At 36.8% G+C, this 26,205-nt stretch carries 28 protein-coding genes and 1 riboswitch; of the genes, 12 read left to right on the forward strand and 16 right to left on the reverse strand.

Translation table 11 applies throughout. The annotated features are described in order from the left end of the window. Positions 1–136: 136 nt before the first annotated feature. From rny to OK18_RS14905, 4 genes are all read left to right on the forward strand, one after another. The gene (gene rny / locus OK18_RS14890; RefSeq protein ID WP_053328498.1) at positions 137–1,702 is read left to right on the forward strand and encodes a ribonuclease Y; all 1,566 of its coding nucleotides are present in this window, start codon (positions 137–139) and stop codon (positions 1,700–1,702) included. 74 nt (positions 1,703–1,776) lie between these two features. Next, a complete protein-coding gene (locus OK18_RS14895) occupies positions 1,777–3,018 on the forward strand; it encodes an MFS transporter (RefSeq protein WP_053329388.1) in 1,242 nt (413 codons plus the stop codon). A gap of 75 nt (positions 3,019–3,093) precedes the next feature. Beyond that, positions 3,094–3,273 carry a hypothetical protein gene (locus OK18_RS14900; RefSeq protein ID WP_050022679.1) on the forward strand — a complete coding sequence of 60 codons (180 nt, stop codon included), beginning with the start codon at positions 3,094–3,096 and terminating at the stop codon, positions 3,271–3,273. A gap of 264 nt (positions 3,274–3,537) precedes the next feature. Next, positions 3,538–3,726, forward strand: coding sequence for a hypothetical protein (locus OK18_RS14905; RefSeq protein WP_050022680.1), 189 nt, complete (start codon positions 3,538–3,540; stop codon positions 3,724–3,726). A 77-nt stretch (positions 3,727–3,803) separates the two neighbouring features. On the opposite strand, the gene OK18_RS14910 is transcribed toward OK18_RS14905, so the two are convergent. The 3 genes from OK18_RS14910 to OK18_RS14920 all read right to left on the reverse strand — a co-directional run bounded on the left by OK18_RS14910 (position 3,804) and on the right by OK18_RS14920 (position 7,212). Continuing rightward, entirely contained in the window at positions 3,804–4,739 is a 936-nt protein-coding gene (locus OK18_RS14910) for a YeiH family protein (RefSeq protein WP_050022681.1), read from the reverse strand. A 138-nt stretch (positions 4,740–4,877) separates the two neighbouring features. After that, positions 4,878–5,753: a LysR family transcriptional regulator gene (locus OK18_RS14915; RefSeq protein WP_050022682.1), complete on the reverse strand. Its 876-nt coding sequence runs from the start codon at positions 5,751–5,753 to the stop codon at positions 4,878–4,880. Between the two features lie 151 nt (positions 5,754–5,904). After that, positions 5,905–7,212, reverse strand: a complete 1,308-nt coding sequence (locus tag OK18_RS14920; RefSeq protein ID WP_174441962.1) for a voltage-gated chloride channel family protein — start codon at positions 7,210–7,212, stop codon at positions 5,905–5,907. A 29-nt stretch (positions 7,213–7,241) separates the two neighbouring features. Then, positions 7,242–7,309, reverse strand: a riboswitch (Fluoride riboswitch). Positions 7,310–7,633: 324 nt separating this feature from the next. Between OK18_RS14920 and OK18_RS14925 the strand changes: the two genes are divergently transcribed. Next, entirely contained in the window at positions 7,634–8,656 is a 1,023-nt protein-coding gene (locus tag OK18_RS14925) for a serine hydrolase domain-containing protein (protein ID WP_053328499.1), read from the forward strand. 69 nt (positions 8,657–8,725) lie between these two features. Here OK18_RS14925 and OK18_RS14930 read toward each other — a convergent pair whose 3' ends face one another. After that, positions 8,726–9,562 (reverse strand): GLPGLI family protein, encoded by an 837-nt coding sequence (locus OK18_RS14930; protein ID WP_082129201.1) that lies wholly within the window; start codon positions 9,560–9,562, stop codon positions 8,726–8,728. Between the two features lie 94 nt (positions 9,563–9,656). After that, a complete protein-coding gene (locus tag OK18_RS14935; RefSeq protein WP_050022683.1) occupies positions 9,657–10,124 on the reverse strand; it encodes an acyl-CoA thioesterase in 468 nt (155 codons plus the stop codon). A gap of 116 nt (positions 10,125–10,240) precedes the next feature. Here OK18_RS14935 and OK18_RS14940 point away from each other — a divergent pair, with 116 nt between their 5' ends. The 3 genes from OK18_RS14940 (at position 10,241) to OK18_RS14950 (ending at position 11,389) form a co-directional block, all read left to right on the forward strand. After that, positions 10,241–10,594 (forward strand): arsenate reductase family protein, encoded by a 354-nt coding sequence (locus OK18_RS14940; protein ID WP_082129202.1) that lies wholly within the window; start codon positions 10,241–10,243, stop codon positions 10,592–10,594. 64 nt (positions 10,595–10,658) lie between these two features. Continuing rightward, positions 10,659–11,069 (forward strand): hypothetical protein, encoded by a 411-nt coding sequence (locus OK18_RS14945; RefSeq protein WP_156173297.1) that lies wholly within the window; start codon positions 10,659–10,661, stop codon positions 11,067–11,069. A gap of 137 nt (positions 11,070–11,206) precedes the next feature. Beyond that, entirely contained in the window at positions 11,207–11,389 is a 183-nt protein-coding gene (locus OK18_RS14950; RefSeq protein ID WP_053328501.1) for a hypothetical protein, read from the forward strand. A 58-nt stretch (positions 11,390–11,447) separates the two neighbouring features. Here OK18_RS14950 and gcvT read toward each other — a convergent pair whose 3' ends face one another. From gcvT to idi, 3 genes are read right to left on the reverse strand one after another with little or no spacing between them, the layout of a single operon-like run. After that, complete coding sequence (gcvT, locus tag OK18_RS14955; protein ID WP_050022687.1) at positions 11,448–12,524, reverse strand: glycine cleavage system aminomethyltransferase GcvT; 1,077 nt, start codon at positions 12,522–12,524, stop codon at positions 11,448–11,450. A 9-nt stretch (positions 12,525–12,533) separates the two neighbouring features. Then, positions 12,534–13,007, reverse strand: a complete 474-nt coding sequence (locus OK18_RS14960; protein WP_053328502.1) for a hypothetical protein — start codon at positions 13,005–13,007, stop codon at positions 12,534–12,536. Continuing rightward, positions 13,007–13,516, reverse strand: a complete 510-nt coding sequence (idi, locus tag OK18_RS14965) for an isopentenyl-diphosphate Delta-isomerase (protein WP_050022688.1) — start codon at positions 13,514–13,516, stop codon at positions 13,007–13,009. The genes OK18_RS14960 and idi overlap by 1 nt, the downstream gene beginning before the upstream one ends. Positions 13,517–13,823: 307 nt before the next feature. Between idi and OK18_RS14970 the strand changes: the two genes are divergently transcribed. Then, complete coding sequence (locus OK18_RS14970; protein ID WP_050022689.1) at positions 13,824–14,234, forward strand: LNS2 domain-containing protein; 411 nt, start codon at positions 13,824–13,826, stop codon at positions 14,232–14,234. Between the two features lie 94 nt (positions 14,235–14,328). Continuing rightward, positions 14,329–15,288, forward strand: a complete 960-nt coding sequence (locus tag OK18_RS14975) for a D-2-hydroxyacid dehydrogenase (RefSeq protein WP_053328503.1) — start codon at positions 14,329–14,331, stop codon at positions 15,286–15,288. A 264-nt stretch (positions 15,289–15,552) separates the two neighbouring features. Here OK18_RS14975 and mscL read toward each other — a convergent pair whose 3' ends face one another. Continuing rightward, positions 15,553–15,927: a large conductance mechanosensitive channel protein MscL gene (mscL, locus tag OK18_RS14980; RefSeq protein ID WP_050022690.1), complete on the reverse strand. Its 375-nt coding sequence runs from the start codon at positions 15,925–15,927 to the stop codon at positions 15,553–15,555. 243 nt (positions 15,928–16,170) lie between these two features. Here mscL and OK18_RS14985 point away from each other — a divergent pair, with 243 nt between their 5' ends. Then, positions 16,171–17,682, forward strand: a complete 1,512-nt coding sequence (locus tag OK18_RS14985) for a bifunctional ADP-dependent NAD(P)H-hydrate dehydratase/NAD(P)H-hydrate epimerase (protein WP_053328504.1) — start codon at positions 16,171–16,173, stop codon at positions 17,680–17,682. A 69-nt stretch (positions 17,683–17,751) separates the two neighbouring features. On the opposite strand, the gene lgt is transcribed toward OK18_RS14985, so the two are convergent. Together lgt and yidD are read right to left on the reverse strand one after the other, a co-directional pair. Further along, complete coding sequence (gene lgt / locus OK18_RS14990; RefSeq protein ID WP_053329391.1) at positions 17,752–18,618, reverse strand: prolipoprotein diacylglyceryl transferase; 867 nt, start codon at positions 18,616–18,618, stop codon at positions 17,752–17,754. A gap of 428 nt (positions 18,619–19,046) precedes the next feature. After that, positions 19,047–19,298, reverse strand: a complete 252-nt coding sequence (gene yidD / locus OK18_RS14995; protein ID WP_053329392.1) for a membrane protein insertion efficiency factor YidD — start codon at positions 19,296–19,298, stop codon at positions 19,047–19,049. 102 nt (positions 19,299–19,400) lie between these two features. Between yidD and OK18_RS15000 the strand changes: the two genes are divergently transcribed. Further along, positions 19,401–20,678, forward strand: coding sequence for a replication-associated recombination protein A (locus OK18_RS15000; RefSeq protein WP_053328505.1), 1,278 nt, complete (start codon positions 19,401–19,403; stop codon positions 20,676–20,678). Positions 20,679–20,728: 50 nt separating this feature from the next. On the opposite strand, the gene OK18_RS15005 is transcribed toward OK18_RS15000, so the two are convergent. The 5 genes from OK18_RS15005 to OK18_RS15025 form a co-directional block, all read right to left on the reverse strand. Further along, the gene (locus OK18_RS15005) at positions 20,729–21,163 is read right to left on the reverse strand and encodes a hypothetical protein (RefSeq protein ID WP_053328506.1); all 435 of its coding nucleotides are present in this window, start codon (positions 21,161–21,163) and stop codon (positions 20,729–20,731) included. Positions 21,164–21,267: 104 nt separating this feature from the next. Further along, positions 21,268–23,508 carry a DUF2339 domain-containing protein gene (locus OK18_RS15010; protein WP_053328507.1) on the reverse strand — a complete coding sequence of 747 codons (2,241 nt, stop codon included), beginning with the start codon at positions 23,506–23,508 and terminating at the stop codon, positions 21,268–21,270. A gap of 106 nt (positions 23,509–23,614) precedes the next feature. After that, positions 23,615–24,322: a hypothetical protein gene (locus tag OK18_RS15015; RefSeq protein ID WP_050021378.1), complete on the reverse strand. Its 708-nt coding sequence runs from the start codon at positions 24,320–24,322 to the stop codon at positions 23,615–23,617. 419 nt (positions 24,323–24,741) lie between these two features. Beyond that, positions 24,742–25,590, reverse strand: a complete 849-nt coding sequence (gene pheA / locus OK18_RS15020) for a prephenate dehydratase (protein WP_053328508.1) — start codon at positions 25,588–25,590, stop codon at positions 24,742–24,744. 198 nt (positions 25,591–25,788) lie between these two features. Next, on the reverse strand, positions 25,789–26,202 hold the full coding sequence (locus tag OK18_RS15025; protein ID WP_053328509.1) for an acyl-CoA thioesterase: 414 nt from the start codon (positions 26,200–26,202) through the stop codon (positions 25,789–25,791). Positions 26,203–26,205 lie beyond the last annotated feature (3 nt).

Consider the following 26,205-nt stretch of genomic DNA (forward strand, 5'->3'; position numbering starts at 1 on the left):
GTCTTCCGGATTACAGACAGTGGAAATCAGTTCAAATCGTGTTGATTAGGAGTTTACTCTCAATCTCTGGATTATTGTGGGCTTTTTTTATTTAAATTAAAAGGAATATGAATACAATTAAAACTCAATATATATTATGATAGAAGTAATAGTCGGCGTTGTTTGTTTAGTAATCGGTGCTGTAGTTGGAATATTTTTTTCCAGAAGCTCACTGAATACTAAAGCAAAGTTTATCATAGATGATGCTAAGAAAAATGCCGAAAACCTTATAGAAAAAGCTAATGTACAAGCTGAATCCATAAAGAAAGAGAAAAATCTCCAGGCTAAAGAAAAGTTCCTGGAATTGAAATCCCAGCATGATGCTGACATCCAGGCCCGTGAAAAGAAAATGCAGGAAGTGGAAAAAAGGATCAAGGACAAGGAGCATAAGCTGAATGATGAGCTTAGCAAAGCAGGGAAACTTGAAAAGGATTTGGATAAGCAGATTGCAGATTATGCCAAAAAGAATGAAATTTTAGAAAGAAAGCAGCAGGAATTAGATATAGCTACTGCTAAAAAAGTTGAAATTCTTGAAAAAATTTCCAATTATACAGCTGAGGAAGCTAAAGCAGAATTGGTGGAAACTATGAAAGCTGAGGCTAAAACAAGAGCCCAGGCACATGTTCAGAGCATTATGGAAGAAGCTCAGATGAATGCTAAAAATGAAGCCAGAAAAATCGTTATTCAAACGATCCAAAGAATTGGAACCGAGCAGGCAATCGAAAATTCAGTATCAGTTTTCAACATTGAATCTGATGAAGTAAAAGGAAGAATTATCGGTAGAGAAGGTAGAAATATCCGTGCTTTAGAAGCCGTAACAGGAGTGGAAATTATTGTTGATGATACTCCGGAAGCCATCCTTCTTTCATGCTTCGACCCTGTAAGAAGGGAAATCGCGAGGTTATCCCTTCACAGATTAGTAACAGACGGAAGAATCCACCCTGCAAGAATCGAAGAAGTTGTTGAAAAAACCAGAAAACAAATCGAGGAGGAAATCATTGAAGTAGGTAAGAGAACCATCATTGATTTAGGAATCCATGGTTTACATCCTGAATTGATTAAAATCGTAGGTAGAATGAAGTATCGTTCTTCTTACGGACAAAACTTACTGCAGCACTCAAGAGAGGTGGCTAACATCGCTGCAACAATGGCTGCTGAGCTAGGATTAAACGTGAAATTAGCCAAAAGAGCAGGTCTTTTGCATGATATCGGTAAAGTTCCGGAACAGGAATCTGAATTACCACACGCCTTACTAGGTATGCAATGGGCAGAGAAGTATGGTGAAAACGCTGAAGTAGTAAATGCTATCGGAGCTCACCATGATGAAATTGAAATGAAATCATTATTATCTCCAATTATCCAGGTTGCTGATGCTATCTCAGGAGCGAGACCGGGAGCAAGAAGGCAGGTATTGGAATCTTATATCCAGAGACTGAAAGACCTGGAATCTGCCGCATTAAGTTTTGACGGAGTATCAAGTGCTTACGCGATCCAGGCAGGTAGAGAATTGAGGGTAATGGTAGAAAGCGGAAAAGTAAATGATGAAGTTGCTTCTCAGTTGTCTTATGACATCTCTGAAAAGATCCAGAATGAGCTTACGTATCCGGGACAGGTAAAAGTAACAGTGATCAGGGAAACGAGAGCTGTGAATATTGCCAGATAATAATCAGAATAAGATATTTGATAAAAACCTTTCAGGAAATTGGAAGGTTTTTTTATTTTTATCAAAACTTAAAAATGCAAGAACTTTCACTGTCTTCAAAACTGAAGTACATTTTCTCTATTCCTGTTATTATTTCTGCCCTGGGATATTTTGTAGATATCTATGATCTTCTTCTCTTTGGAATTGTAAGAATTCCGAGTTTAAAGGCATTGGGTCTGAATCCCGATACGGACGGAACATTTATCCTGAATTGTCAGATGATAGGATTGCTTCTCGGCGGAATTTTCTGGGGAATATTCGGAGACAAGAAGGGAAGGCTTTCCGTGCTCTTCGGATCAATTCTGGTTTATTCTTTGGCCAATATCGCCTGTGGATTTTTACCCTATTTCCCTAAAGAACACCTGGAGTACCAATATGCTGCTTTAAGGTTTGTGGCAGGAATTGGACTGGCTGGTGAACTTGGAGCCGGGATTACACTGGTTTCTGAAAGTCTACCTAAAAATCTGAGAGCCATAGGTACCTCTGTTGTCGCAGGTTTTGGATTAATGGGAGCCGTAGTAGCTCAGTTAACGGTAGAATTGGCCGGAGGATGGAACATTTCCTATATCATTGGAGGAGTCATGGGAATTATGTTGCTAATTTTAAGAATAAGCGTTTCCGAGTCGGGAATTTACAAGAATCTGGAACATAAAAACATTTCCAAAGGAAATTTCCTATCCTTTTTTACCAACAAAGACCGTCTGATAAGATATTTAAAATGTATAGCAGTGGGACTACCTACCTGGTACTGCATAGGAATCCTGGCGGTTTTGGCTAATCAGTTTGCTCCTGAGTTAGGAATAAAGGATATCAACCCCGGAAAAGCAATTATGTGGGCTTACGTAGGTGTCTCTGCAGGCGATCTGATGAGCGGCTTTATCTCCCATGCGTTACAATCCCGTAAAATGGCAATCTTCTACATGCTGCTTTTTACACTGGTTGGGGTAGGAATCATGCTGTTTGGAAATACCAATACAGAGACGAAATACTATATCTTTTGTGTGTGGCTGGGCGTTGGAACAGGATATTGGGCTATGTTCGTGACATTGGCAGCAGAGCAGTTTGGGACCAACATCAGAAATACAGCAACAACAACGGTTCCCAATATGGTAAGAGGGCTGGTACCGGTGATGATCTTCGCTTTTGATTCCCTTAAGCCTGGTTTCACAGTGGTAGAAAGTGCTGCAATTGTGGGAGCTGTGGTATTTGGACTTGCATTTTATTCCTCGCTTACCATTTCTGAAACCCATAACCGGGATCTTGAATTTACAGAATAAAATAAATACTTATCATTTGCGTTTTAACTTTATAAAGTTAACCAGATAATATTGTTTAATTAAAATCAAATCATCATGTCACAGAAAATTTTTCAAAATGCCAGAAAGCTGGAAAAAAATGATCTTAAGAATATAACAGGAGGTATCGGGGATACTCCTGATCTTTCGAAATGCGGTTGCAGCTGTACGGGGGAAGTCACAGGGCCAACCTATTGCATAAAGTATAAAAGATGCCTGCAGGTAATTACCTGTTAACCGGATATTACTGTATAATGAAAACCTTTTAAGAAATTGAAAGGTTTTTATTTTAGGGCTTTCTGAAGTTGGTAAGAGTCCGGATTTACAGCGTAATTGGTTTTGTTTAATAATTCAGGCATTACTTTTCCTGATTTAAAACATAATAATTACAATGTAATCAAGATATTATTGAAATTTATATTAAATTATGTTGCGAATAATTAATATTTGTTTAACTTTGGGAAGTCACTAAAACTAAATTGTTTAATCAAACTAAACCACATGAACATTATGAAAAATGCTAAAAAATTAAGAAAAGAAGATTTGAAAAACATTACAGGAGGAATCAGCGGAAATCCTGATCTTTCCCTTTGCGGATGCAGTTGTTCAGGATCTGTAACAGGGCCATGGTACTGTGTACAGTATATAGCTTGTCCACAGGTTTATACTTGTGACCAGTCTGCGATCTGAGAAATTATTCAACATGAAATAAACATTTCCACATTTAATATGCAGGACCCTTTCGATTTCGGAAGGGTCCTGCTGTTTTAATGAATAAGGTATAGTAAGCTGCCGACACTGATGGTAATCCAGAGAAGCACGGCAGTCAGTAAAGGTTTAAATCCAATGGTTTTTAACGTCCGGATGGAAAGGGTTGAGCCAATAAAAAATAAAGTCAGATTCAGCCCAGATTTTGCCAAAGCGGTTATTCCGGTACTAAAACGGTCAAAAAAAGGAAAATACGTATTGAGCAGGATAGCAAGAATAAAATATCCGATGAACCATGGGATTTTAATTTTTGAATCTTTATTTTTAAAGATAAACATGGTAATCAGTGAAACCGGAATGATCCATAATGCACGGGCCAGCTTTACTGTTGTGGCAATTTTTAAGGCTTCGTTTCCATACTTGCTTGCTGCTCCCACTACGGAACTGGTATCATGAATTCCAACGGCACACCATAGCCCGAATTGCTCCTGTGAAAGATTCAGTAAATGTCCGATAGCAGGATATATGAATAAAGCGATAGAGTTTAAGGTAAAAACAATGGCCAATGCCAGGGAAATCTGCTTTGTATCAGGTTTAATGATAGGAGAGACCGCTGCAATGGCACTTCCGCCACAAATAGCAGTGCCGGCAGAGAGAAGATAAGATAAAGGCCTTTCAAGCTTAAATAACCTGCCCAATAAATAACCCAGGATCATAACGGTTAGAATACTTACTACCGTCAGCATCAATCCTGTTTTTCCGGCATGAAGTGCTTCATCAAGTTTTAACCCGAATCCCAAACCTACGATTGAGACCTGTAACAGTAAATGGATGTATTGATGAAGATATTTTTCAAATGGATTTCCCATGAACACAGCCAATCCGAAACCTAAGGCGAGGGCAATGGGAGAAGTGATAAACGGCGTCAGGCAGACACCGGCCAGTACAATAAAAATAATTTTTCGGATAGTTGTGTCAGGAGCTAAGTTTTTCATATTGCGAACTTTTACAGCTCCAAAATTCCGCAATTTATTATTACAAAGTAAATTGTATTTTATTATATTGAATAACTTTAAGTTATATCTTAATAGTAAAATGAAGCAATGCTTTTACTTGATTCTCATCATACAAATTTATTCTGCGAATCTTAAAAAAAGCTTTATCAATTCAGATTGCTCCCCTTTAGGAAGAATAAAATGGAAATTTCTTTCGATACTGAAGTTCCTGATATCAATAACGGTTAAGCGGTTACTTTTCAATTCATTCAAAATAGTACTGATAGAAAGAAAGGCCATACAGTCTGAATAGAGAAGATAGTTTTTAATGCTTTCACTGCTTCCCAGTTGTATAACAGTATTTAATTCCTGAATATTAACACCTTTTTCTTTCAAGCGGTTATGTATAAATTCCAGGGTTCCGGAGCCTTGTTCGCGAAAGACCAGAGGGATGTCATACAGATCCTTTATGCTGAGGGTTTTATTGGATAATGGGTGGTTTGCCTTTGCTGCCAATACAATTTCATCTGCCTTAAATGGTTTATAATCAAAATACGAAGACTGGGATTCCCCTTCAATAATACCAAGGTCAATTTTTTCTTCCTTCAGAAGAGTGGAAATGGCTTCTGTATTCCCGGTAAGAAGCTCAATTTTAATATCTTTATAATATGTATTGAATCTGGCTAAAATTTCCGGTAAAATATATTGAGCAACAGTAGTACTGGCACCAATGATCAATTTTCCTTTATGCTGCTGATTCATCTGACTGATTTCAAATTCAAGGTCCCGGTAGAGGCTTCTTATTTTTTCAGCGTATTCATATAAGACCTTTCCACTTTGTGTCAGTTGGATGGAAGTGCCTTTACGATCAAATAATCTGATGCTTAATTGGCTTTCAATTTCCTTTATGTGTTTGGTAACAGCCGGCTGGGAGATATGAAGTTCTTCCGATGCTTTAGTAAAGCTTAATCGGGAAGCTACTGTATGGAATACTTTTAACCTGTAATCGAACATAGCGCAAAATTACGAATTATAGTTGTAAGTTATTTGTTACCGGGTGATAGTTGTTTTTGCTCTTTGTTAATAGATACTGGCTGTATTATATCAATTCCGGACTTTAGCGATCAATCTTAATAACTTCTCCAATTTCATAACAACCTTTCTTTTACAAAAAATCTGAAACCGACCTGTCCTGCTGGTTTGCATACCTTCTGTTTTTAGCTTCACCGATTTTTTGTTTTGTATAAATGCTATTATGCCCGGAAAGAAGATAGGATACCACACAGGCAATCGCTACATACACCCCGCATTCGGCACCAAATAATTCAATTCCCATGAGCATACAAGCCAGCGGGGTATTTGTGGCTCCTGCAAATACCGCCACGAATCCCATTCCTGCCAGAAGCCCGAAAGGTAAAGGAATCCATAAAGACAATGCGCTTCCCAAGGTAGCTCCGATAAAGAATAAGGGAGTAACTTCACCGCCCTTAAATCCTGCAGATAATGTGATAATGGTAAAGATCATTTTCAGGGCAAAATCATAAAACGGTAGCTGTTTTTCGAAAGATTCCAGGATAACGGGAACCCCCAGCCCGATATATCTCGTAGTTCCCATGGCAAAAACGGCTAAAACAACAATGATTCCTCCTGCTACCGGGCGAAGAGGCGGATACTTAATTTTAGATTTAAAAATTGAACCAGCCCAATGAATAAGCTTGCTGAAAATTGCGGCACAGATCCCAAAAGCAACTCCTGCTAAAATACTGTATAGAACGGGCAAAAATTCCAGTTTGGGGATAAAATCGATATGATAACGGGTGTGTTTTACCTGCCAGAGGCTGGTCATCCAATCAGCCAGTATAGCTGAAGCAAAAGCGGGAAAAATAGCATTATAGCGGATTCTTCCGATCAGAAAAACTTCAAGTCCGAAAACAGCACCCGCCAAAGGCGTTCCGAAGACAGATCCAAAACCTGCTGCAATGGCGGCAATAATTAATATCTTTCTTTCATTTCTGTCCAGCCTGAATGGTGTGCTCAGCTGGTCTGCAATGGCTCCGGCCATTTGAAGGGCTGTTCCTTCACGCCCTGCCGAGCCACCGAACAGATGGGTGGCTATAGTTCCCAGATAGACAAAAGGAGCCATCTTAAACGGGATTATTCCTTTCGGATCGTGAATATTATCAATAAGTAGATTGTTTCCCGCTTCTACATCTTTCCCCCAATAATAATATAAAAGACCGATCAGGAAACCCACCAGGGGAAGTAAGGCAATCATCCAGAGATGGTTTTCCCTGAAATGAGTGGCCCATTCCAGGGATACTAAAAATCCTGCAGAGGCGGTCCCTACCAATATCCCTACAATAATGCTTATACAAAGCCATTTTGCAATATAAGGCAACGCCGGAAATTTTCTGAAGAAAAAATGGGTGTGAAAAATTGCTTTTTTACCAAGTGTCCGTTGATTTTTTGACATAATAATCCTGATTAGCTATTGTAATAAACTCTCAATCAGGCGTCATCAGCTTCTGTAAAGCGGTTGGGTAAGGAAGAACACCATTTCCTTTTGATACTGCAAATATAAAAAGAAGAATCTGTTTTTCAAAAAAATATCAAGGATAAAGACTATTATATTTTTAGTCTGAGCGATAAAGTTGATGAATAACCGGATGAATATGTATATGTTTAAAAAGGGGCTGAATTGATTCTTCCATAATATAAGATTACAGAAAGCTCTTTCGTGAAAGAAAAGTAGAAAAGTATACATATTCTAATTCCCTTCCGTTTTGCACCTGATCCTAACACGAATGAAATGAAAATATTTTAATGATATTTTGATTTTATGTGTAACTTTTAAATGTATACGGTTGACTTATACTGTATTAAATGTAATAACCATGACCAGAATATTAGTTGCTTCCGGTTTTATTTTGTTAATTCTATTTGCCTGTAAAAGAAAGACAGAAAAAGAAGTCGTCCTTGATTTTTATGAAAAAGGGAAACTTAATGGTACTGTTCTTATAGTAAAAGAAGGAAAAGTTGTTTGCGATACTGCCTTAGGGTATAAAAGCTTTGAAGATAAACTTCCTTTAACAAAAGACACTCCATTTTGTATTGCTTCCATTAGCAAACCCTTTACAGCAGCTGCCATCATGCTTTTACAGCAGGAGCATTTGTTGTCCTATGATGATAAAGCTATTCGCTACGTTCCGGATCTTCCTGTCTATGCGCAAAATGTGAGTATACGTCAACTGCTTAATCATACTTCAGGTTTGGCAGATTATGAAAACGTTTTGATGGTAAACCGTAAAATTACCAATGATGACGTTTTGGACTTTCTGAAAAAACAGTCAGGATTGAGATTTCCTTCAGGCAGCCAATTTGAATATAGCAATAGCGCATATACAATACTGGGAAGGATTATAGAGGCTGTGTCGGGACAATCTTACAAAAGATTTATTCAGGACAAAATTTTTACACCTTTGAAGATGCGGCATTCTTTTGTCTACGATGCAGAGACCATTCCACCTGCTGATAGGGCTAAAGCGTATGATGCGGATAAAAAACCGGATGATTATTATCTTTTGACTACCGGAGACGGAAGTATCTATTCTACAACCGGGGACTTGTACAAATTCGATCAGGCCTTAAGAAAACATCAGCTATTGAATGATGAAAATTCTAAGGAAATGTATAAACTGCCGGCTTTAAAAGATGGAAAGCCCGGTCAATATGGTTTTGGATGGTATGTTTCAGATCAGGCAGTAATGCATACAGGGGGAGTAAATGGCTTCAGGAGTATCATGTGGCGGGATCTCGGAGCCAATACCTGTGTTATTGCACTAAGCAGCATGGGAGATGCTTTTCCGGTATATAAATTTCTTGATGAAGAAAAGAAAGTATTGAAAAGGAATAAGTAACTTAACTTTTATCATTCGATAGAAGTCTAAACCATAATATCCTGTAAACCTATTTATATTCCTGAGCGACTATTGCGGATAATGCATTGCCTTATCGATCTCAATCGGGTTATTATATTTTCTGATCACTTCCTGCATGCTTTTGGTTTGGGTGTTAAGTTCATCCACGTTCCGTATCTCCTTTCCGTTGATATTGATTTTTAAATCATTATTGTTCTTACTGAAATTGTTTCTTTCGAATGCAAACGGATCATTATAAAACTCCATAATCAATTTGTGTTTCTGCTTTTCATTAATGGGAATGGCTTTATTCCCGAAATTGGATTCCAGGAAGTCTTCAGTAGAAAAGGTATCGGGAAGCTTACGGATTTTTACCAGGTTATAGATAAAGTTTTTCTTAGTATCAGACAATTCGAATATTAAACCTGGCAATCCGCGGAACTTAAAAGGTCCCTCACTGAAGGGAATATCTTTACAAAACCAAGCTGTCCAGTTTCTTCCTCCAAACCGGGTAGTGGCTTTTTGTAAGGTGTAACCTTCTGTCTTTTTCGTTTCATCTAAAATGTTCCAGTTGATTTTGTCCGTTGTTTTAAAAGAATAATATCCGTTTTTGATGTTGATGTAATTTTCATTATCAAAAGAATTGATTTTTCTTTTCACTACCTGTCCGGTCATATCCGTATAGCTTGCATTCATTCCAAACTTCTTGTTTAAAGAGTCTCTGATTGCAAGATCCTGACCGTAGAACTTCACCTCCCTGGGGCCGATATCCAGAATCATATTGAGCTTTTCATGACCGGTTTCTGTTGAATCCATTTTATATTGCAGCTGATAAATAAACCGATGCGTTTGGGATTGCATTATAATAGTAATGAACAGGGCAGATAAAGTGAAAACAATTTTCATATATTCTTATTTGAAATAAAAATATAAAAACTATCCGATATACCAATGTGTATTTCTGTGAATATGAGTGTTTTAACAAAATAATTGTCTTGCTCTACAGAAAAGGTTTCATTTCATCTTCAATTTGGGTTCTCAGTTCCATCAGGCGTTTGGCGTACTGCTCCTGCTGTTTTTCCTCTTCTGTAGTAGGAATCCATTTAGGGACCGGAAGCTTTTTACCGTTTTCATCTACGGCTACAAATACAATAATGCAATGTGTTTTTTTATCAAAAGTTGGTTGTTTCAGGTTTCTGGAGAAAACATTGATGGCAATATGCATACTTGAAGTTCCGGTGTAGATCACCTGTGCGTCTACTTTTACCACTTCACCGATTTTAATAGGTTCATAAAACCGTATTCCTCCTACATATACTGTCACTGAATAATTTCCACTCCATGTTGTTGCACAGGCATAACCTGCCTGGTCAATCCATTTCATAACGCTTCCGCCATGTACATTTCCTCCGTAATTAACATCTGAAGGCTCTGAAATAAACTGAAACGTAATAGGTTTGTTCTGCATCTTTATAAAATTTGAATAAAGTTATTTAATAATTTCCAAAGTTTTAGATTAAATCCTACTTTTGGAGTCGAAATGACGTTGAAATAAAATGACAATAATTAATAAATTTAAGAATAATGAAGAAAGTATTTTATCTTAATACCTGTGATACCTGCAGAAAGATTTTAGCACAATTTGACCTTACAGATTGGGAACTTCGGGAGATTAAGAAAGAACCCATCACGAAAGAAGAGCTTTCTGAAATGCATAAAAGAACAAAATCCTATGAAGCACTGTTCAGTAAAAAATCTACCCAGATCAAGCTGAGGGGACTGGATGTAAAATCTTTAACTGAAAAAGATTTTAAAGAATTATTACTGGATCATTATACCTTCTTGAAAAGGCCTGTTTTCCTTACTGATAAAGAGATATTTGTAGGTAATGATAAGAAGAATGTGGAGGCTTTACAGGAATTTTTTGGTGTAAATTAAATCTGTTTCACCTGTAAATCATTTGAAATTGAAGTGTAAAGCTGCCATAATAATTTTTTGTTTTTTGAATATGTACATCAATGCCCAAAGAAAGGCTGTTCAAAAAAAGGAAGAACGTACTCAGATAAAAGCATTGGACACATTAAGCTACCTCAAGGCTTTTGAAACCAATAAAAAAGAATACATAGGAAAAAAATTCTCCTATTTATTAGGCAAAATGGAGAAAATTCAGCCTCAGACGGTTTGGAGTGTTCCCAATGCAAAAGATAGTATGGTGGTGGCAAAGTCCTTATTCAGATTTTACGATACCAATTATCCTATCATGAATGAGGTAAAGATGCTGATTACCTGGGAAACCGGACTGCCTTTTAAAACAGTGAATTTTAACAACAGCAGGAACAAATTCTATTTTTCCACATCTGAAAGGCTGTTTTATGGCAATAAGATTGTAAAAAATATCCTGGTTTACCGGTAGAGGGCATTATCAAAATATAAGCAGTTCCGGAATTGTATGGAACTGTTTTTTTTGTGGTTAATGATTTGGTTTACAGTTGATAAAGTTGTTTTTTATGACAATTAATTTTATCTTTATGGCTACCAAAAAATTATAGTATGAAAAAAGACTTTTTAAAAACAAAAAACCTGGACAGATCAACGTTGAAACAGATCAATGGCGGCATTCTGATACCTGCATGTACAATCCTTTGCGGACCTGGCGGAGGAGTAATTTCTACTAAGCCGGGAGTAGGGGATGCCTGTAATTCCGACAGATCAGTCTGCTGTATCTGTTACTAAACGAAAAAAGAGATTGTAGAAATACAATCTCTTTTTTATGCTCTTTTTCTGAAAATACTTATACAAAAGGAGCTTTTACTACTTTTGCAGGAATGTTTTTATTTCTTACCTGGATGAAGATTTCAGAACCCAGTTTGAAATAAGGTTTGTCTACATAAGCAAGTCCTAAACCTATTTTTTTCATCGGAGACTGTGTTCCTGAAGTTACTTTTCCGATAATGTTTCCTTCTGCATCCACAACAGGGTAATCATGTCTTGGAACCCCTTTATCCTGAAGCTCAAAGCCTACAAGTTTTCTGGTAACCCCTTCCTCTTTTTGCTTGGCAAACACATCTTTAGAAACAAAATCTTTGTCAAACTTGGTGATCCATCCTAACCCCGCTTCAATTGGAGAGGTAGTATCATCAATGTCATTTCCGTACAGACAGAATCCTTTTTCCAGTCTTAAAGTATCTCTGGCAGCTAATCCGCAAGGAATAATTCCTTCTGCTTCACCTGCTTTGATGATTTCATCCCAAAGTTTTTCTGCGTGTTCATTGCTGAAATAAATTTCAAAACCCCCGCTTCCTGTATATCCTGTGTTGGAAATAATAACGTTGTTTACTCCGGCAACACTTCCTACTGTAAAATGATAGTAAGGAATTTCTGAAAGATTTACTTCCGTAAGTTTTTGAAGAATCTCCGTAGCCTTAGGGCCCTGGATAGCCAGCAATGACATCTCATCAGAAGCATTGGTCATTTTAGCTCCGAAAGTATTGTATTTTGAAATATGATTCCAGTCTTTATCAATATTTGAAGCATTCACAACCACGAAGTATTTGTCATCCTCCATTTTGTAAACGATAAGATCATCCACAATTCCTCCATTCTCATTGGGAAGACAAGAATATTGTGCCTTACCGTTTTCAAGAGCATCTACATTATTGGTAGTTACCAGCTGTAAAAGATCTTTCGAGCCCGGGCCTTCAATGAAAAACTGTCCCATATGGGAAACATCAAATAATCCTGCTTTTTCTCTTACTGCAAAATGCTCTTCCGTTACTCCTGAATATTGTACAGGCATTTCAAAACCTGCGAAAGGTACGATCTTAGCTCCCAAAGAAACATGTTTGTCGTACAAGGCTGTTTTCTTCATATTTAATTTTTATTTCTTTATTTTAAAACTGTTAAAAGTCTCATTAAACAGGGTCATATAGTTTCCGTTCCAGAATTTCTGGCCACAATTGATTGTTACCAGATACAGGGCCTTTTCTTTTTGAAAAGCTTTGGTAACCCAGAAAAGCTTTTCTTTTTCATCAAAATATTCGTAGAAATATTCTGTATACCCTTTTTTACTTTTGTTTTCTTTTACTTTATTTTCAGAATCCTGGGATTTATAAAGGGCCAGAATAAATTTTTTCATTTCTTCTTTCGGAAGATTCAGATCGTGGTATTCGGAAATAGTAATGGCTCCGATTTCATTGGTAGGAAAGATATTGACAATGTCACTGTCATTGGTAGATTTCCAGCCTTTCGGAACATTGATAGAATAGTTGGGACTGTCATAAACTCCTGTCTTTTGAGCAAAGAATAAACTTCCCGATACCAATGCAAAAGCGAGTATTATTTTTTTCATCATTAAAAATGGTGTTTATATTCTTCAAGAATGATTTTGAACCATTCTGTAAAATTTTCGGGGTGGGCAGCTATTTCCCGGTCCAGGTTTTCAAGGGAAATAAATCTTATTTCTTCTACTTCATCTTTGTTCAGGTGAAATTCCGATTCATAGGTGCCTACAAATACATGGTCCAGCTCGTGCTCCCAAAGGCCGCCTCCTACATCCGCCTTATAAATGAAACTGAATTTTTCTGAAAGTTCCGCATCAATACCCAGTTCCTCTTTCAATCTTCGACGGGCACCATCAAGATAAGTTTCCCCGTCTCTCGGATGCGAACATACAGCATTGGTCCATTGGTTGGGAGAATGATATTTTCCTGATGCTCTTTTCTGGAGAAGCATTTCACCTTTACCATTGAACAGGAATACAGAAAAAGCACGATGCAACAGGCCATTGATGTGAGCCTGCTGTTTTTCCATCAGTCCCAAAACTTTATCTTCAGGATTTACTAAAACTACAAATTCTTCCATTTCTACAAATGTAAGCGTAATAAATGTATTTTGGAAATTTTTAGATAAACATCATGTTTTTTACCATAAAACTGGGAAAACTGAGAAAGTAAAAAACGGTCTGGCTTTCCTTCTGGTAATTTTTGTAAAAATCATATTTGTTTTCATCCATTCAAATGAAAAATTTTAACTTTATGTGCTAAAACGATGAAAGAAATGTTTATATTATTCTTTGAATATCAATTTTTATAGTAAAATTTTAACATAAGCTAAGATTAATATACCTGATATAGGTAAAAGCACTAACTTTGTTACTTAATATTTAGTAATGGAATTAGAGTACATAGAACACATCAGTCCTGTTCTCAAGGATGGAATAAAAAACTACTTAATAGACATAGACGGAACCATTACCGATGACGTTCCTAATGAAGAACCGGAAAGAATGGTTACCTGCGAGCCCTATCCCGATGCATTGGAAACGATCAATAAATGGTATGATGAAGGGCATCAGATCTGTTTTTTTACTTCAAGGACCGAAAATCTGAAACAAATTACAATAGATTGGCTGGATAAGCACGGGTTTAAATACCATAGTGTGCTCTGCGGAAAACCAAGAGGCGGAAATTACCACTGGATAGATAACCACCTGGTAAGAGCTACAAGATACAAAGGAAGGTTTACAGATCTTGTAGAAAAGCAGGTAACTATTGAAGTATTCAAAGAAGACGGAGAATAAAATATATATCAAGGATTTAAAAATTAGAATAAAAGGGAATCTCCCGATAAGTTTTAATTTTTAAATCTTTTCAATTTTAAATATACTTGTATTTATGAAAGTTTTAGCAAACGACGGCCTGGATCAATCAGGAATTGATGCATTAACAGAGAAAGGCTTTGAAGTCATTACTACGAAAGTTCCGCAGGAATTTTTGGTAGATTACATTAATGAGCATAAAATCCGTACTTTACTGGTAAGAAGTGCAACACAGGTAAGGAAAGATATTATTGACGGTTGTCCTTCGATTGATATTATCGGAAGAGGTGGAGTAGGCATGGATAATATCGATGTGGATTATGCAAGAGAAAAAGGAATTCATGTAATCAATACTCCGTCGGCTTCTTCGGAATCGGTTGCTGAACTTGTTTTTGCCCATTTGTTTTCAGGAGCAAGATTTCTTCAGGATTCCAACAGAAAAATGCCTTTAGTAGGAGATACAGAATTTGCTGCCCTTAAAAAAGCTTATACTGCCGGCATTGAACTGAGAGGGAAGACAATCGGAATTATCGGTATGGGAAGAATAGGACAGGAAGTGGCAAGAATTGCTTTGGGACTGGGCATGAGAGTAGTGGCAGCTGATAATAATGTAGGAAGAGCCAGCATCAAAGTAAAATTTTATAATAATCAGTTTATCAATGTAGATATAGAAACGGAACCTTTACAGGACGTTTTAAAACATTCAGATTTTATTACATTGCATGTTCCCGCTCAGAAAGACGGATATATGATTGGAAAAAATGAATTTGAGTTGATGAAAGATGGGGTTGCTATTGTAAACTGCTCCCGAGGAGGAGTAATAGATGAGGTTGCCTTGATTGAAGCTCTTGATTCCGGTAAAGTGAAATTTGCGGGACTGGATGTTTTTATTAATGAACCTACTCCGTCTAAAGCTGTTCTTACCCATTCCAAAATCTCTCTCACTCCCCATACAGGGGCCTCTACTCTTGAAGCCCAGGATAGGATAGGACTTTCCCTGGCAGAGCAGATTTCGAGTATCTTACAAATTCATTAATTACAATATAAAGCTGTCTGTTTTTGAGGCAGCTTTTTTTTCGGTTCATCATTCTGTTCAGCCTGTAACAGATACTGATGTGATCGGTTTTCATATTGAATGTTTTGTAGTTCCTGCCCCGGATATTTGCGGTTACGCTGGGATGACTGATCCGGATCCGGTAACAAAGAATGAAATTCATGCAGAAAGAAAAAATAAAAACCGGAGAAGTAAGAACTTTTCCGGTATTATATTGATATCAATGCCAATTAATGGCAGTATTATTTATTGTTTATTTTTTAAAAGGTCTCTGATCTCAGCCAGCAATTTTTGCTCTTCTGTAGGCCCAGCCGGAGCAGGCTCCTCTTTTTTACTGATCTTGTTTGCCCCTTTAATGAGCCAGAACAATACCATAGCGATACACAGAAAACTGATTACTGCAGAAAGGAAGTTTCCGTAAGCCACTCCATTCCATGACAGCTTGGAGATGTTTTCTGCACCAGCTGCCTTTAATGCAGGGTTTAGAAGCAAAGGTGTAATAACATCTTCTACCAAAGACGTCACAATTTTACCGAATGCTGCACCAATGATAACACCGACCGCCAGATCAATTACATTGCCTTTAAAAGCAAACTCTTTAAATTCCTTAATAAATCCCATAATTTATATTTTTTTAGTTGTATTTACACAAAAATAAAATTAAAAAATGTAAAAAACGCTACTTTTTATAGTTTTTTATTCTAAAATGCTGGATTTTATTTTAATTTTATATTAGATATTTTAATGAAAATCGTCTTTTTATATTAATCTTTTATGCCATTAATGATGAGCCTTTAATTTTATTATTGAGGTAGTATTGTAATTAAAAATCTTTTGTAATTTACTTAAAAGCTAATTTTTCTTATGAAAGTTTTTACTGCAGAACAAATACGCAACTGGGATCAGTTTACCATTTCCCAGGAACCTGTCTCTTCCGTTCAGCTGATGGAAAGAGCCTCTATGGAAGCTGCCCACTGGATTTCTGAAAATGCCAAGAACACAAGGAAAATGGCCCTGTTCTGTGGGAACGGCAGTAATGGCGGAGATGGACTGGCTATTGCGAGAATGCTTTACATGAAAGGATTTGATGTAGATGTATTTGTAAACGATCCTAAAGGGAAGTTTTCTGAAGATGCATTGCTGAATCTTAAAAGGCTTCGTGACATCTCAGGAATTACTGTTAGAAAATTCAGTGAGATGCCTCAATATGGTTTTGATGATAAAACGATTATCATTGACGCGTTGTTGGGGACAGGATTGTCAAGACCCTTGGAAGGAATATATAAAATGCTTGTTGAGGAACTAAACGAAAAGAAAAATACCAGGATATCAATAGATGTTCCCTCCGGATTATCTGCCGATATGATGTTTGATAATAGCACAACAGTCCTGAAAGCAGATTATACTTTAAGTTTTCAGTGTTGGAAAAGAAGTTTTCTTCATCCTGAAACAGGAAAATATACCGGAAAAGTTGTGGTTTTAGATATTGGATTAAGCGAAAAATATAAAACTATTACAGATACTCCTTATTTTGTAATTGATGATCTGCTTATAGAATCTGTTTTTAAACCCAGATCCGATTTTTCCCATAAAGGAAATTATGGGAAGATGGGAATTATCGGGGGAAGCTACGGGAAAATTGGAGCAGCTGTGCTCGCTACCCGGTCAGCCCTGAAAGCCGGAGCGGGATTGACATTCACTATAGCTCCACAATGCGGGTATGAAATATTACAGACTACATGTCCTGAAGCAATGTTTATCGAAGGAGGTGAGAATTATGTAAATGATTTTAGTGAAGTTGAAGGAATGACCTTGGGAATTGGACCGGGCTTAGGAACCCATGAAGAAACAGAAGCCGGTCTCATCAAACTCCTGAAAGATAATCGGATGCCCCTGGTACTGGATGCAGATGCGCTGAATATTATTTCAAAAAAACAGAAAAATATCCGGCTGATCCCTGAAAAGACAATAATCACTCCACATCCCAAAGAATTTGAAAGATTGTTTGGAAGTACAGAAAATTCTTATCAACGGCTGGAACTTGCAAAAGAAAAAGCAAAGGAACTTCGTGTCTATATTGTTCTCAAAGATCATCATACACAGATTATTACCCCGCAGGGAAATGTTTTTTATAACATTACCGGAAATGCAGGGCTGGCAAAAGGCGGAAGCGGAGATATCCTTACCGGGATTCTGACCTCACTTTTAGCACAAGGATATTCTGAGGAGGAAACCTGTATTTTAGGCGTCTGGCTGCATGGAAAGGCTGCTGATTATGCTTCAGAAAAGCACTCAAAAGAATCAATGCTTCCCACGGATGTAATAGATGAGCTTGGCGCTGTTTTTATAGAGCTTAATAATAAAAAATTCCTGTGATATAAAATAAAAAAGGCAAATTCGCGGTTGCAAATTTGCCTTTTTTGTACATATTACTTTATCTGCACCTTATTCAGGTTTTTCGTTTTCTGCCTGGGTAATTCTGAATTTCTTTGAAATAATCATAATGATCACTCCGGCAATCATAAACGGTATAGAGAGAACCTGTCCGGTATTTAAGCCTCCGATTTGAATAAACTCATCACCCTGAGGTTCTTTCAGGAATTCTACAAAGAATCTGATCGCCCAAAGGATAATGAAAAACAATCCGAATAACCATCCCTGCTGGTATTTTTTATCTGTTTTTCTATATAAAACCCATAATAAAATGAAAAGAAGGATGTAGCCTATAGCTTCAAACAGCTGGCTCGGGTAGCGCGGTACTGTAAGTCCGTATTCACTGCTTTGTTGTGGGAAAAGTAAAGCGAAAGGAGAATTAGGATCTGCCGGTTTCCCTACAATTTCGGAATTGAAAAAGTTCCCCATTCTCACAAATGTACCTCCCAAAGCTACCACGATACCTAATCTGTCATATACCCAGAACGGATTTTTCTTAATGATTTTAAAAGAATAGTATAAGGTAGTGAAAATTAATGCGATAGTAGCTCCGTGGCTTGCCAGTCCTGAAAATCCTGTAAACTTTAATCCGTTTTTTGTACTGATGGGTAAAAATACACTCCAGAAATCTTCTTTAAACAATTCCGGCTGGTAAAAGATAACGTGACCCAATCTTGCTCCAAGGATAGTTCCTATTAAAGTCCATGTAAAAAGTGGTTCCAGATATTTCTGGTTGACATTATCGATTTTAAAGATTCTGGTCATTACAATATAACCAAAGCCAAAAGCAAAAACAAACATCAAACTGTAAAAGTGCAGGGTGATGGGTCCCAGCTGAATTCCTTTTGAAGGATCCCAGATTTTAAAAGGGGTTTTCAGTTCCACTTTATCAGAAGAAGCAATAGGTTTTGGCAACTTTACGGCATATTTGAACTCTTTTATATTGTCCTGGGTAACAGGAGTATCCAATAATTTAAAATCCTTATCAAACAGTTGATATTTTAAATCCCTGAATTTGGCCAGGGTAGCTGCACTGTAATTAAAATAAGCCGGTTCAAAGCCGGATTCATTCAGAATTACCACAAGGCTGTTTTTATCTGCTTCCTTGTCCGGAAAAGCATTAAGATCTCCAATTTCTGTCGTAGAATAGATTTTTACGGGTGTATTATTTCCGTTGATTTCTAATGTACCGTCAGATAAGCCTCCCGGATATTGCTGGGCAAAAAGGCACTGGGTAATCAATGCAAATATGGTGAGGTAAATTCTGAAAAAAAAAGTATTCATTTTTCTATTGATTTAATAGTTTGTTATTGCTTTTTATGATGATGAGGCACCGGATCATATCCGCTTCCGCCCCATGGGTGACATCTCAAAATTCTTTTAACTCCCAGCCAGAACCCTTTAAATATACCATGGACGCGAAGCGCTTCCAGCATATAATGTGAGCAGGTAGGTTCGTAGCGGCAGTTTTTAGGAAGTAACGGCGAGATGAACCACTGGTAAAATTTGATCAAAATTACCAACGGGAATGTGATGATTTTATTGAATGTAAGTTTCAAAACAATGCAAAAATAGGGTAAAAAAATGAAAATTAGTTTAATTTTGTTAGAAGTTTCAGAGATCTGAAACATAAAATATTTATCTCAAAAAATAAAATTACCTTGAATCAAAATATTCCATTAGCTGAAAAATTAAGACCTAAAACACTGGATGATGTGCTGGGGCAGGAGCATCTTACCGGAGAGAAAGGGACGATCAGGAAAATGATCGAAAACAACACCCTGAACTCCCTGATCTTCTGGGGGCCTCCGGGAACAGGAAAAACAACATTAGCGGAAATTATTTCGGAGAAATCGGGTAGGAAATTTTATAAACTTTCCGCAGTTTCCTCCGGAGTGAAAGATGTTCGTGATGTCATTGAGGATGCCAGGAAGCAGAATCTGTTTTCCGGAAAATCTCCCATTTTATTTATTGATGAAATCCACCGTTTCAATAAATCACAGCAGGATTCATTGCTGCATGCGGTAGAAAAAGGCTGGATTGTTTTAATAGGGGCTACCACTGAGAATCCGAGTTTCGAAGTAGTTTCGGCTTTGCTTTCAAGAAGCCAGGTGTATGTTCTGAAAGCATTGAGCTATGAAAAGCTGGAAGAACTTATTGATATTGCTTCAGAAAGGTATAATAAAGAAGAAGGTACGGATTTTAAAATTCTGGAAAAAGAAGCTTTAATTCAATATTCAGGAGGAGATGCCAGGAAACTGATTAATTCGGTAGAGCTTGTTCTGAACCAGTATAAGGATTCAAAAAGCAAGGAAATCATCAATACCGATGTTCTGGAGGTTCTTCAGGAAACAATGGCACTTTATGACAAAAACGGAGAACAGCATTATGATATTATTTCAGCGTTTATCAAATCAATGCGCGGAAGTGATCCTAATGGCGCAGTATATTGGCTGGCACGGATGATTGCAGGAGGAGAAGATATCAAATTTATTGCAAGACGCATGCTTATTTTAGCAGCTGAAGATATAGGGCTGGCTAACCCTAACGCACTGGTTATTGCCAATAATTGTTTTCAGGCAGTAAATGTTATCGGAAATCCGGAAGCAAGGATTATATTAAGTGAAACAGCAGTGTATCTGGCTGTATCACCCAAAAGTAATTCAACTTATATGGCGATCAACGAGGCGCTGGCATTGGTGAAGCGGACGGGAAACCTTCCGGTACCACTTCATTTGCGAAATGCACCCACGAAGCTGATGAAAGACCTGGACTATGGCAAAGAATATAAATATGCCCACTCTTATGAAGGAAACTTTGTAGATCAGGATTTTCTGCCCGCTGAGATTAAAGATGTGAAGCTTTACGAGCCGGGAAACAATTCCACGGAAAAGAAAATTTACGAAGAGCTCAGGAAGAAATGGAATAATAAATACTAACAGAAAAGGATACCGGGCTACGGTATCCTTTATTTTGTTATGGTATTTAATTATCTGGAAGTGGAAATGAAAAGTGTTTTTTTACCATTGTAATTTTTTGCTTCCATTTTACCCAGGATATCTCCATAAACCAGGGTATTGGTATCGGTAAATTCATATCCTTCGATAAAAACCGGGGTGTCTGCCGGAATATCATATTGCGCATTCAGGTCTGCCAGTGAGATTCTGTCTAGCCCTTCATATCCATTTTTGATCTTATACTCGGTAAATCCTTGTGTAGAAATAAAGCTGTATTTTTTCAGGGTTTGAGGAAGATTGGCAGCACTGCTATATACCTTTGAACTTTGTACAATCGTTTTTTTTGCATTGAACATCTCTACCGTCCCAATAATATTATTGGCAACAGCAAACCTGATGCTAGGGTTTTGTTGTGCAAATAAAGTTGCAGAGGACAATAGTAAAAAAGAGTAGAGTAATTTTTTCATAATCAGAATATATAACTGTTAAAAACGTGATAAATATAGTTATTTTTTGTAAAATGTAAATAAAATTTAAAGATGTTTTGAATTTTATTTAGAAATAAGAATGATTAGCCGGACGGAGGGTCTGAACTTTCCTTCTTTTTCTCCTTTTTGTCAACCATATTTTTAACCATATTCTTAAGGCGCTGAAATGTAAAAGAGCTTATTAATAAGATAATTCCTAAAATAATAAATGCACTTATCCTTGAGATATTATCCATTTGCCATACATCATAGGCATACAGTTTTATCACCATCATTCCTATAAGCGCAAAACCGATTTTATTATATTCCTGAATGTTTTTTTTCAACCCGGTATAAATAAAGATGCTGGCAAGGATGGCCCATATGATAGGAAGATAAAGAACATTAAAATGTTTTTTAATCACATAATACTGTGAAATATCTTGAGTATTGGCAAATATATACAGATGATAAAGTCCGAAACTTACAGCAATAGTGAAGGCTAAAGACAGTATCCAGTAGGAAACGGGTTGTTTGTGAAACCCTGAGGAAGGAACAACCTGGAAGACTATATATATAAAAGGTATCCATTGGAGCAGATGTACAAAATAAAATCCCGATGAAAGTTTTTTAAATAGAATGTCTGTGACAACAGATGAAGAAGAGACAGATGCATTAACCGTTAATAAAAACAGGAATATATAAATAAACCCTGTCTGAAGACTATTGCTTATATTTTGTTTCTTTCTGAAAAGTAAAATAACAAAAATATAATACAGACTGAACAATAGTCCTATATGAGTGATTGCAGCCCAGGACATGCCGGAAATGTGATAGATAATTTCCAGCAGGATGGCTGTATAAATGATTCCATAGCTGATTACCGGTGTGGAAGCTTCCCAAAAGCTGTCTTTCTTTTCTGTTTCAGGGGTGGCTTTTAATAAATATAAATTAAAAATTGTTGAAATTATAGTTACCAGGCTCGTTAAAAATACCGGATTTACTATAATACTGAGGTTTTTAGCATTAAAATATTCTGTCCATGTCAGAATCTGGGCAATGATCACCAATGGAAATAGAATGTAAAAACACGTTTTAAAAATTTTCTGATCCGTTTTTTTCCATATAAAAAGGAGTAAGCTTGCCTCTATGGCCCATACGCTGGTGATGAGATGTGTCCTGAACTGAAGAGCAATGGCTAGAGTAGCTAAACTCACTGTGATTCCTGCAAAAACAGAATAAGCAGTTCCGGAGCTCTTTCTTGTATATTCCCTGAAAAAAAGAATGGTATTGATAAAAGCAAATAGGAGAGGGAAGATAATAACAGGCTCATACTTCAATGCATTAAAAGTATACACAAGTCCTATAGTGCTGGTAAAGTTGATTAGCGCCAGCATTAAAATATCCGGAACCGGAAGTATATTTTTCCTGATGTAGTCCTGAAGGGCAAAGAGGTAGAAAATAAGATAAGTAATGATATAAAATACAATGCTGAGAAGCTCTGTTTTTTCGGATGTCCATGTGAACAGGTAGAGGGTAGTGAAAATAAAAGCAGTCCATCCCACACTTTTCCAGTGTCTAAGGAAGGTGACTGCCAGCATTCCTGTATTTAAAAGACTGATGTAAATGAATAAGAAAAGGTAATTGCTTTGTCCTGTGCTGACCATTAAAGGCGCTGAAAATCCTCCCAGCAATGAAAAGATAATCAATATTTCACTCCTGTAATAATAAGAAAGAACAATGGAAATGACGGTGATTAATGTCGTGATACCAAACGCTGTATTCTGGGTGAAAAGGTGATATTCCCTGAAAGCAATGGTTGCTGTGAAATATAGGACGGCAGTTCCTCCGCCGGTAATAATGGAGGCAAATGTTGCATAATTTTTTCTCAGGAAGTGACCGGTCAGTATAATTCCGGCACCGGTGCAAAATCCTATTCCGGCTCTTGCAGATTCTCCGATCCAGTTTTTATCAATAGCATATTTTACAAAATAACCTATACCAAGAACCAGGGTAAAAATCCCGATGACAGTAAGGGCATTCTGCTTAAGGAAATCTAAGACAGGTCGTAACCAATCTTTTGGTTCAGCTACCGGAATCTGTTCGTTATTGTTTTTATTGAATTGTACAACTTTCCTGAGGGGTTCATTATTTGAAATAGCCGGGGAAGGTTCATCTTGTCGTGAAGCGGCTTTCTGCTCGGCGGGTTCAGAATGAATGGACCGGGCATTTATTTTGGAATTAAGATCGGTAACTTGTTTTTCAAGATTTCTGATTTTATTATTCAGGTTCTTGAAAATGACAAAAACAACTATGATTAATATGATAATGAGCAGTTCATTCATTATATAGTTTTTATCAAATATAAACAAATGTTTGAATATGGGTAAAAATTAATCCATCACAATTCTGTGATGGATCAACTGTATAAATAACTAACAATATGTTTTACTAATCAGATATCTTGTAAATGTAGAATGAAGCAACACTGGATCCTAATAAACCTACGTCCAACGCTGTTGATCCGACAAGACCAAATGAAACTTTGTCTCCTGCCTGGAAGGAATAGAGTGAGTTAAGAGAACTTTCGGAAATTGTCAAGCTCAATACAAGCAGGTTAGCTCCACTGAACGGACGGCTGTCTATAGTAGTTGCCACACCAGCTCTTGTTCTTACTATACCAACCCCCGGGTTATTTGCTAACAATGAAGCCTGAAGGCCGGTTCCATAACGGAATGTAAAGCCTACAGCATAAACACCTGTGGATGGAATTACATAAGAATTATCTGTGTCATTGAATAAGCTGGCAGATCCTAAGGTTCTTTCTGCTGCCAGGAAGTTAACTGCTCTGAAGCCCGAAGGGAAAAGTCCCAGGCTTAAAAGGCTGATTCCTGCAGTTTTTTTAGCGGCATACATGGATGGGTTTACATTAGCAGCCGAAATAATAAGTTGAGGATCCATAACGAAAACCTGGTCACTGCCCTGATTGCTTGCTAAGAGTTGATAACCGGGTAAAGCAGTAGCTTGTGGAGTATCGCGTACTATTAATGTCCCATTGACATCAAGTGTTGCAGCCGGAGTAGCAGTATTAATACCAACCTGTGAAAATAGAGGGAAAGCTGCACATGCTAAAAGTAAGCTGTAAAATTTTTTTTTCATGATCAAAGTTTTAATAGTTCTAAGTTCTAAATATAGCAAAAATTATGCCCCGTATTATTATTTTTTTTATTTTACTTGTATTATGATGAATAATATTTAAACATATGTTTATATTATATTTCAATATACTTCATAATACCATTACGAATTAATTATCTTTAAATATGACTGAGACAAATGTAATAAAAATATTTCTAACTCTCGTTCTATTGAAATATATTTTTTTGATTAAAATTTTACTATAGTATTTTTACTATGTATTAAAAGGTTTTTATTATTTCAGTTTTGTACAAAAAGATAATAACATGCCTTAAATGGTTGATGTATGAGATGTTTTGTTCCGCGAGATAAGGTATGTATTAAAAAAAACACCGTCAGAATGACAGTGTTTATATTGAAAATGTTGTACAATAAAATATTTAGCTTTCTAAAAGAAATTCTTTATAATTTCCTAAAAAGTCCACTTCGGCATTGATAGACTCCAGCTCCTTCAGTGCATTGTCATGTAAAATTTCTTTCCATGGGCCAACAACATTAATAAAGAAAAAGTAATTACCTAATCCGGTTTTTAAAGTTCTGGATTCTATTTTACTAAGATTCATCTTTCTCCAGGCAAAAACAGACAATACCTGATGCAAGCCTCCCGGATGATCTTCCGGCAAAGTGATCAGCATCCCTGACTTTTCGCCTAGAGTTTCCAGTCTGCTGTTATCATATGTGTTTTTCTGTATTGAAATGATAATAAACCGGGTATGATTTTGTTCAAAATCCTGAATATTACGATTAATAATTTCTAATCCATATAAATTGGCAGCAAACTGATTGGCAACTGCTGCAATTTTGAGATCCTTATTTTCCGAAACATATTTGGCCGCTGCTGCTGTAGACGAAAAATCCTGTCTTGGTATTTCTTTATAGTGAGTATCCAAAAAATGGAAACTTTGAGCCAATGCCTGCGGATGCGAATATATTTTTTCAATATCCTGTATAGTGTTTTCCGGATGAATCATCAGATGATGCGCAATAGGCATTACAGCTTCAGCTTCAATCTTAATGGAGGGGGTTTTGTATAAATAATCCAATGTCATGGAAACGGTTCCTTCTATAGAGTTTTCCAAAGGAACTACTGCTTTTACTGCTTCGCCATTTTCCACAGCACTGAAACAATCCAGAATGCTAGCCTGTGGTACAAGTTCTTCTTCTGGAAAAAGCTGTGCGGCAGCAAGCTGGGTGAAACTGGCGTGGGGTCCCAAAAATGCAATCTTCATAAATAGTAATTAAAGGTATTGTTATTATAAGAACAAAGGTGCGAATTAAAATTCAAAGTTTTCAGTATTTATGTTTAAGTTGCTGATGTAATTTCCCTATTTATAGCTATCCCAACCCATCTCTCTCCTGCAATTCCAGATTTCAATCTATCTATCCATCCATCTAGCATCTGACATCTAACATCTGACATCTATCACCTATCTCCTTATCCAGTTTTCTTCAATAAGCTTCATTAAAAAATCCGGACATTTGATAACCTTATTGGTTTTTGCATCTAAAAAAAACAGGGTAGTGGAAGCTTCCGTTATTTTAATATGCTCTTCATTGTAAATTTCATATTCAAATTCAATTTTTACTCCAGGGATTTTTTTAATATAGGTATGAATTTCTAATTTTTGATCATATAAAGCCGGCCGGATATACTTAATTTTATACTCTGAAACCGGCAGCCAAATGCCTTGGTTTTCAATTTCATCGTAGGACATTCCTATGCTTCGGAAGAGCTCTACTCTGGCTACCTCAAAGTACTCGGCATAATTTCCGTAGTATACATATTTCATAGGGTCTGTTTCTCCGTAACGTACTCGTATTGAGTGTGTTGTGTGTATCATTTT

This window comes from Chryseobacterium gallinarum (assembly GCF_001021975.1).
Classification (GTDB): domain Bacteria; phylum Bacteroidota; class Bacteroidia; order Flavobacteriales; family Weeksellaceae; genus Chryseobacterium; species Chryseobacterium gallinarum.

Bases quoted from the DNA above. Each gene is read 5' to 3' on its own strand.
- OK18_RS14900 (WP_050022679.1), top strand. From the start codon at position 3,094: ATGTCACAGAAAATTTTTCAAAATGCCAGAAAGCTGGAAAAAAATGAT.
- OK18_RS14920 (WP_174441962.1), bottom strand. From the start codon at position 7,212: ATGTCAAAAAATCAACGGACACTTGGTAAAAAAGCAATTTTTCACACC.
- OK18_RS14910 (WP_050022681.1), bottom strand. From the start codon at position 4,739: ATGAAAAACTTAGCTCCTGACACAACTATCCGAAAAATTATTTTTATT.
- OK18_RS14975 (WP_053328503.1), top strand. From the start codon at position 14,329: ATGAAAGTTTTAGCAAACGACGGCCTGGATCAATCAGGAATTGATGCA.
- rny (WP_053328498.1), top strand. From the start codon at position 137: ATGATAGAAGTAATAGTCGGCGTTGTTTGTTTAGTAATCGGTGCTGTA.
- OK18_RS14960 (WP_053328502.1), bottom strand. From the start codon at position 13,007: ATGATGAAAAAAATAATACTCGCTTTTGCATTGGTATCGGGAAGTTTA.
- OK18_RS14940 (WP_082129202.1), top strand. From the start codon at position 10,241: ATGAAGAAAGTATTTTATCTTAATACCTGTGATACCTGCAGAAAGATT.
- OK18_RS14925 (WP_053328499.1), top strand. From the start codon at position 7,634: ATGACCAGAATATTAGTTGCTTCCGGTTTTATTTTGTTAATTCTATTT.
- mscL (WP_050022690.1), bottom strand. From the start codon at position 15,927: ATGGGATTTATTAAGGAATTTAAAGAGTTTGCTTTTAAAGGCAATGTA.
- OK18_RS14950 (WP_053328501.1), top strand. From the start codon at position 11,207: ATGAAAAAAGACTTTTTAAAAACAAAAAACCTGGACAGATCAACGTTG.
- OK18_RS15015 (WP_050021378.1), bottom strand. From the start codon at position 24,322: ATGAAAAAAAAATTTTACAGCTTACTTTTAGCATGTGCAGCTTTCCCT.
- gcvT (WP_050022687.1), bottom strand. From the start codon at position 12,524: ATGAAGAAAACAGCCTTGTACGACAAACATGTTTCTTTGGGAGCTAAG.
- OK18_RS15010 (WP_053328507.1), bottom strand. From the start codon at position 23,508: ATGAATGAACTGCTCATTATCATATTAATCATAGTTGTTTTTGTCATT.
- OK18_RS14935 (WP_050022683.1), bottom strand. From the start codon at position 10,124: ATGCAGAACAAACCTATTACGTTTCAGTTTATTTCAGAGCCTTCAGAT.
- OK18_RS14930 (WP_082129201.1), bottom strand. From the start codon at position 9,562: ATGAAAATTGTTTTCACTTTATCTGCCCTGTTCATTACTATTATAATG.
- OK18_RS14970 (WP_050022689.1), top strand. From the start codon at position 13,824: ATGGAATTAGAGTACATAGAACACATCAGTCCTGTTCTCAAGGATGGA.
- idi (WP_050022688.1), bottom strand. From the start codon at position 13,516: ATGGAAGAATTTGTAGTTTTAGTAAATCCTGAAGATAAAGTTTTGGGA.
- OK18_RS15025 (WP_053328509.1), bottom strand. From the start codon at position 26,202: ATGATACACACAACACACTCAATACGAGTACGTTACGGAGAAACAGAC.
- pheA (WP_053328508.1), bottom strand. From the start codon at position 25,590: ATGAAGATTGCATTTTTGGGACCCCACGCCAGTTTCACCCAGCTTGCT.
- OK18_RS15005 (WP_053328506.1), bottom strand. From the start codon at position 21,163: ATGAAAAAATTACTCTACTCTTTTTTACTATTGTCCTCTGCAACTTTA.
- OK18_RS14895 (WP_053329388.1), top strand. From the start codon at position 1,777: ATGCAAGAACTTTCACTGTCTTCAAAACTGAAGTACATTTTCTCTATT.
- OK18_RS14915 (WP_050022682.1), bottom strand. From the start codon at position 5,753: ATGTTCGATTACAGGTTAAAAGTATTCCATACAGTAGCTTCCCGATTA.
- OK18_RS14985 (WP_053328504.1), top strand. From the start codon at position 16,171: ATGAAAGTTTTTACTGCAGAACAAATACGCAACTGGGATCAGTTTACC.
- OK18_RS14905 (WP_050022680.1), top strand. From the start codon at position 3,538: ATGAACATTATGAAAAATGCTAAAAAATTAAGAAAAGAAGATTTGAAA.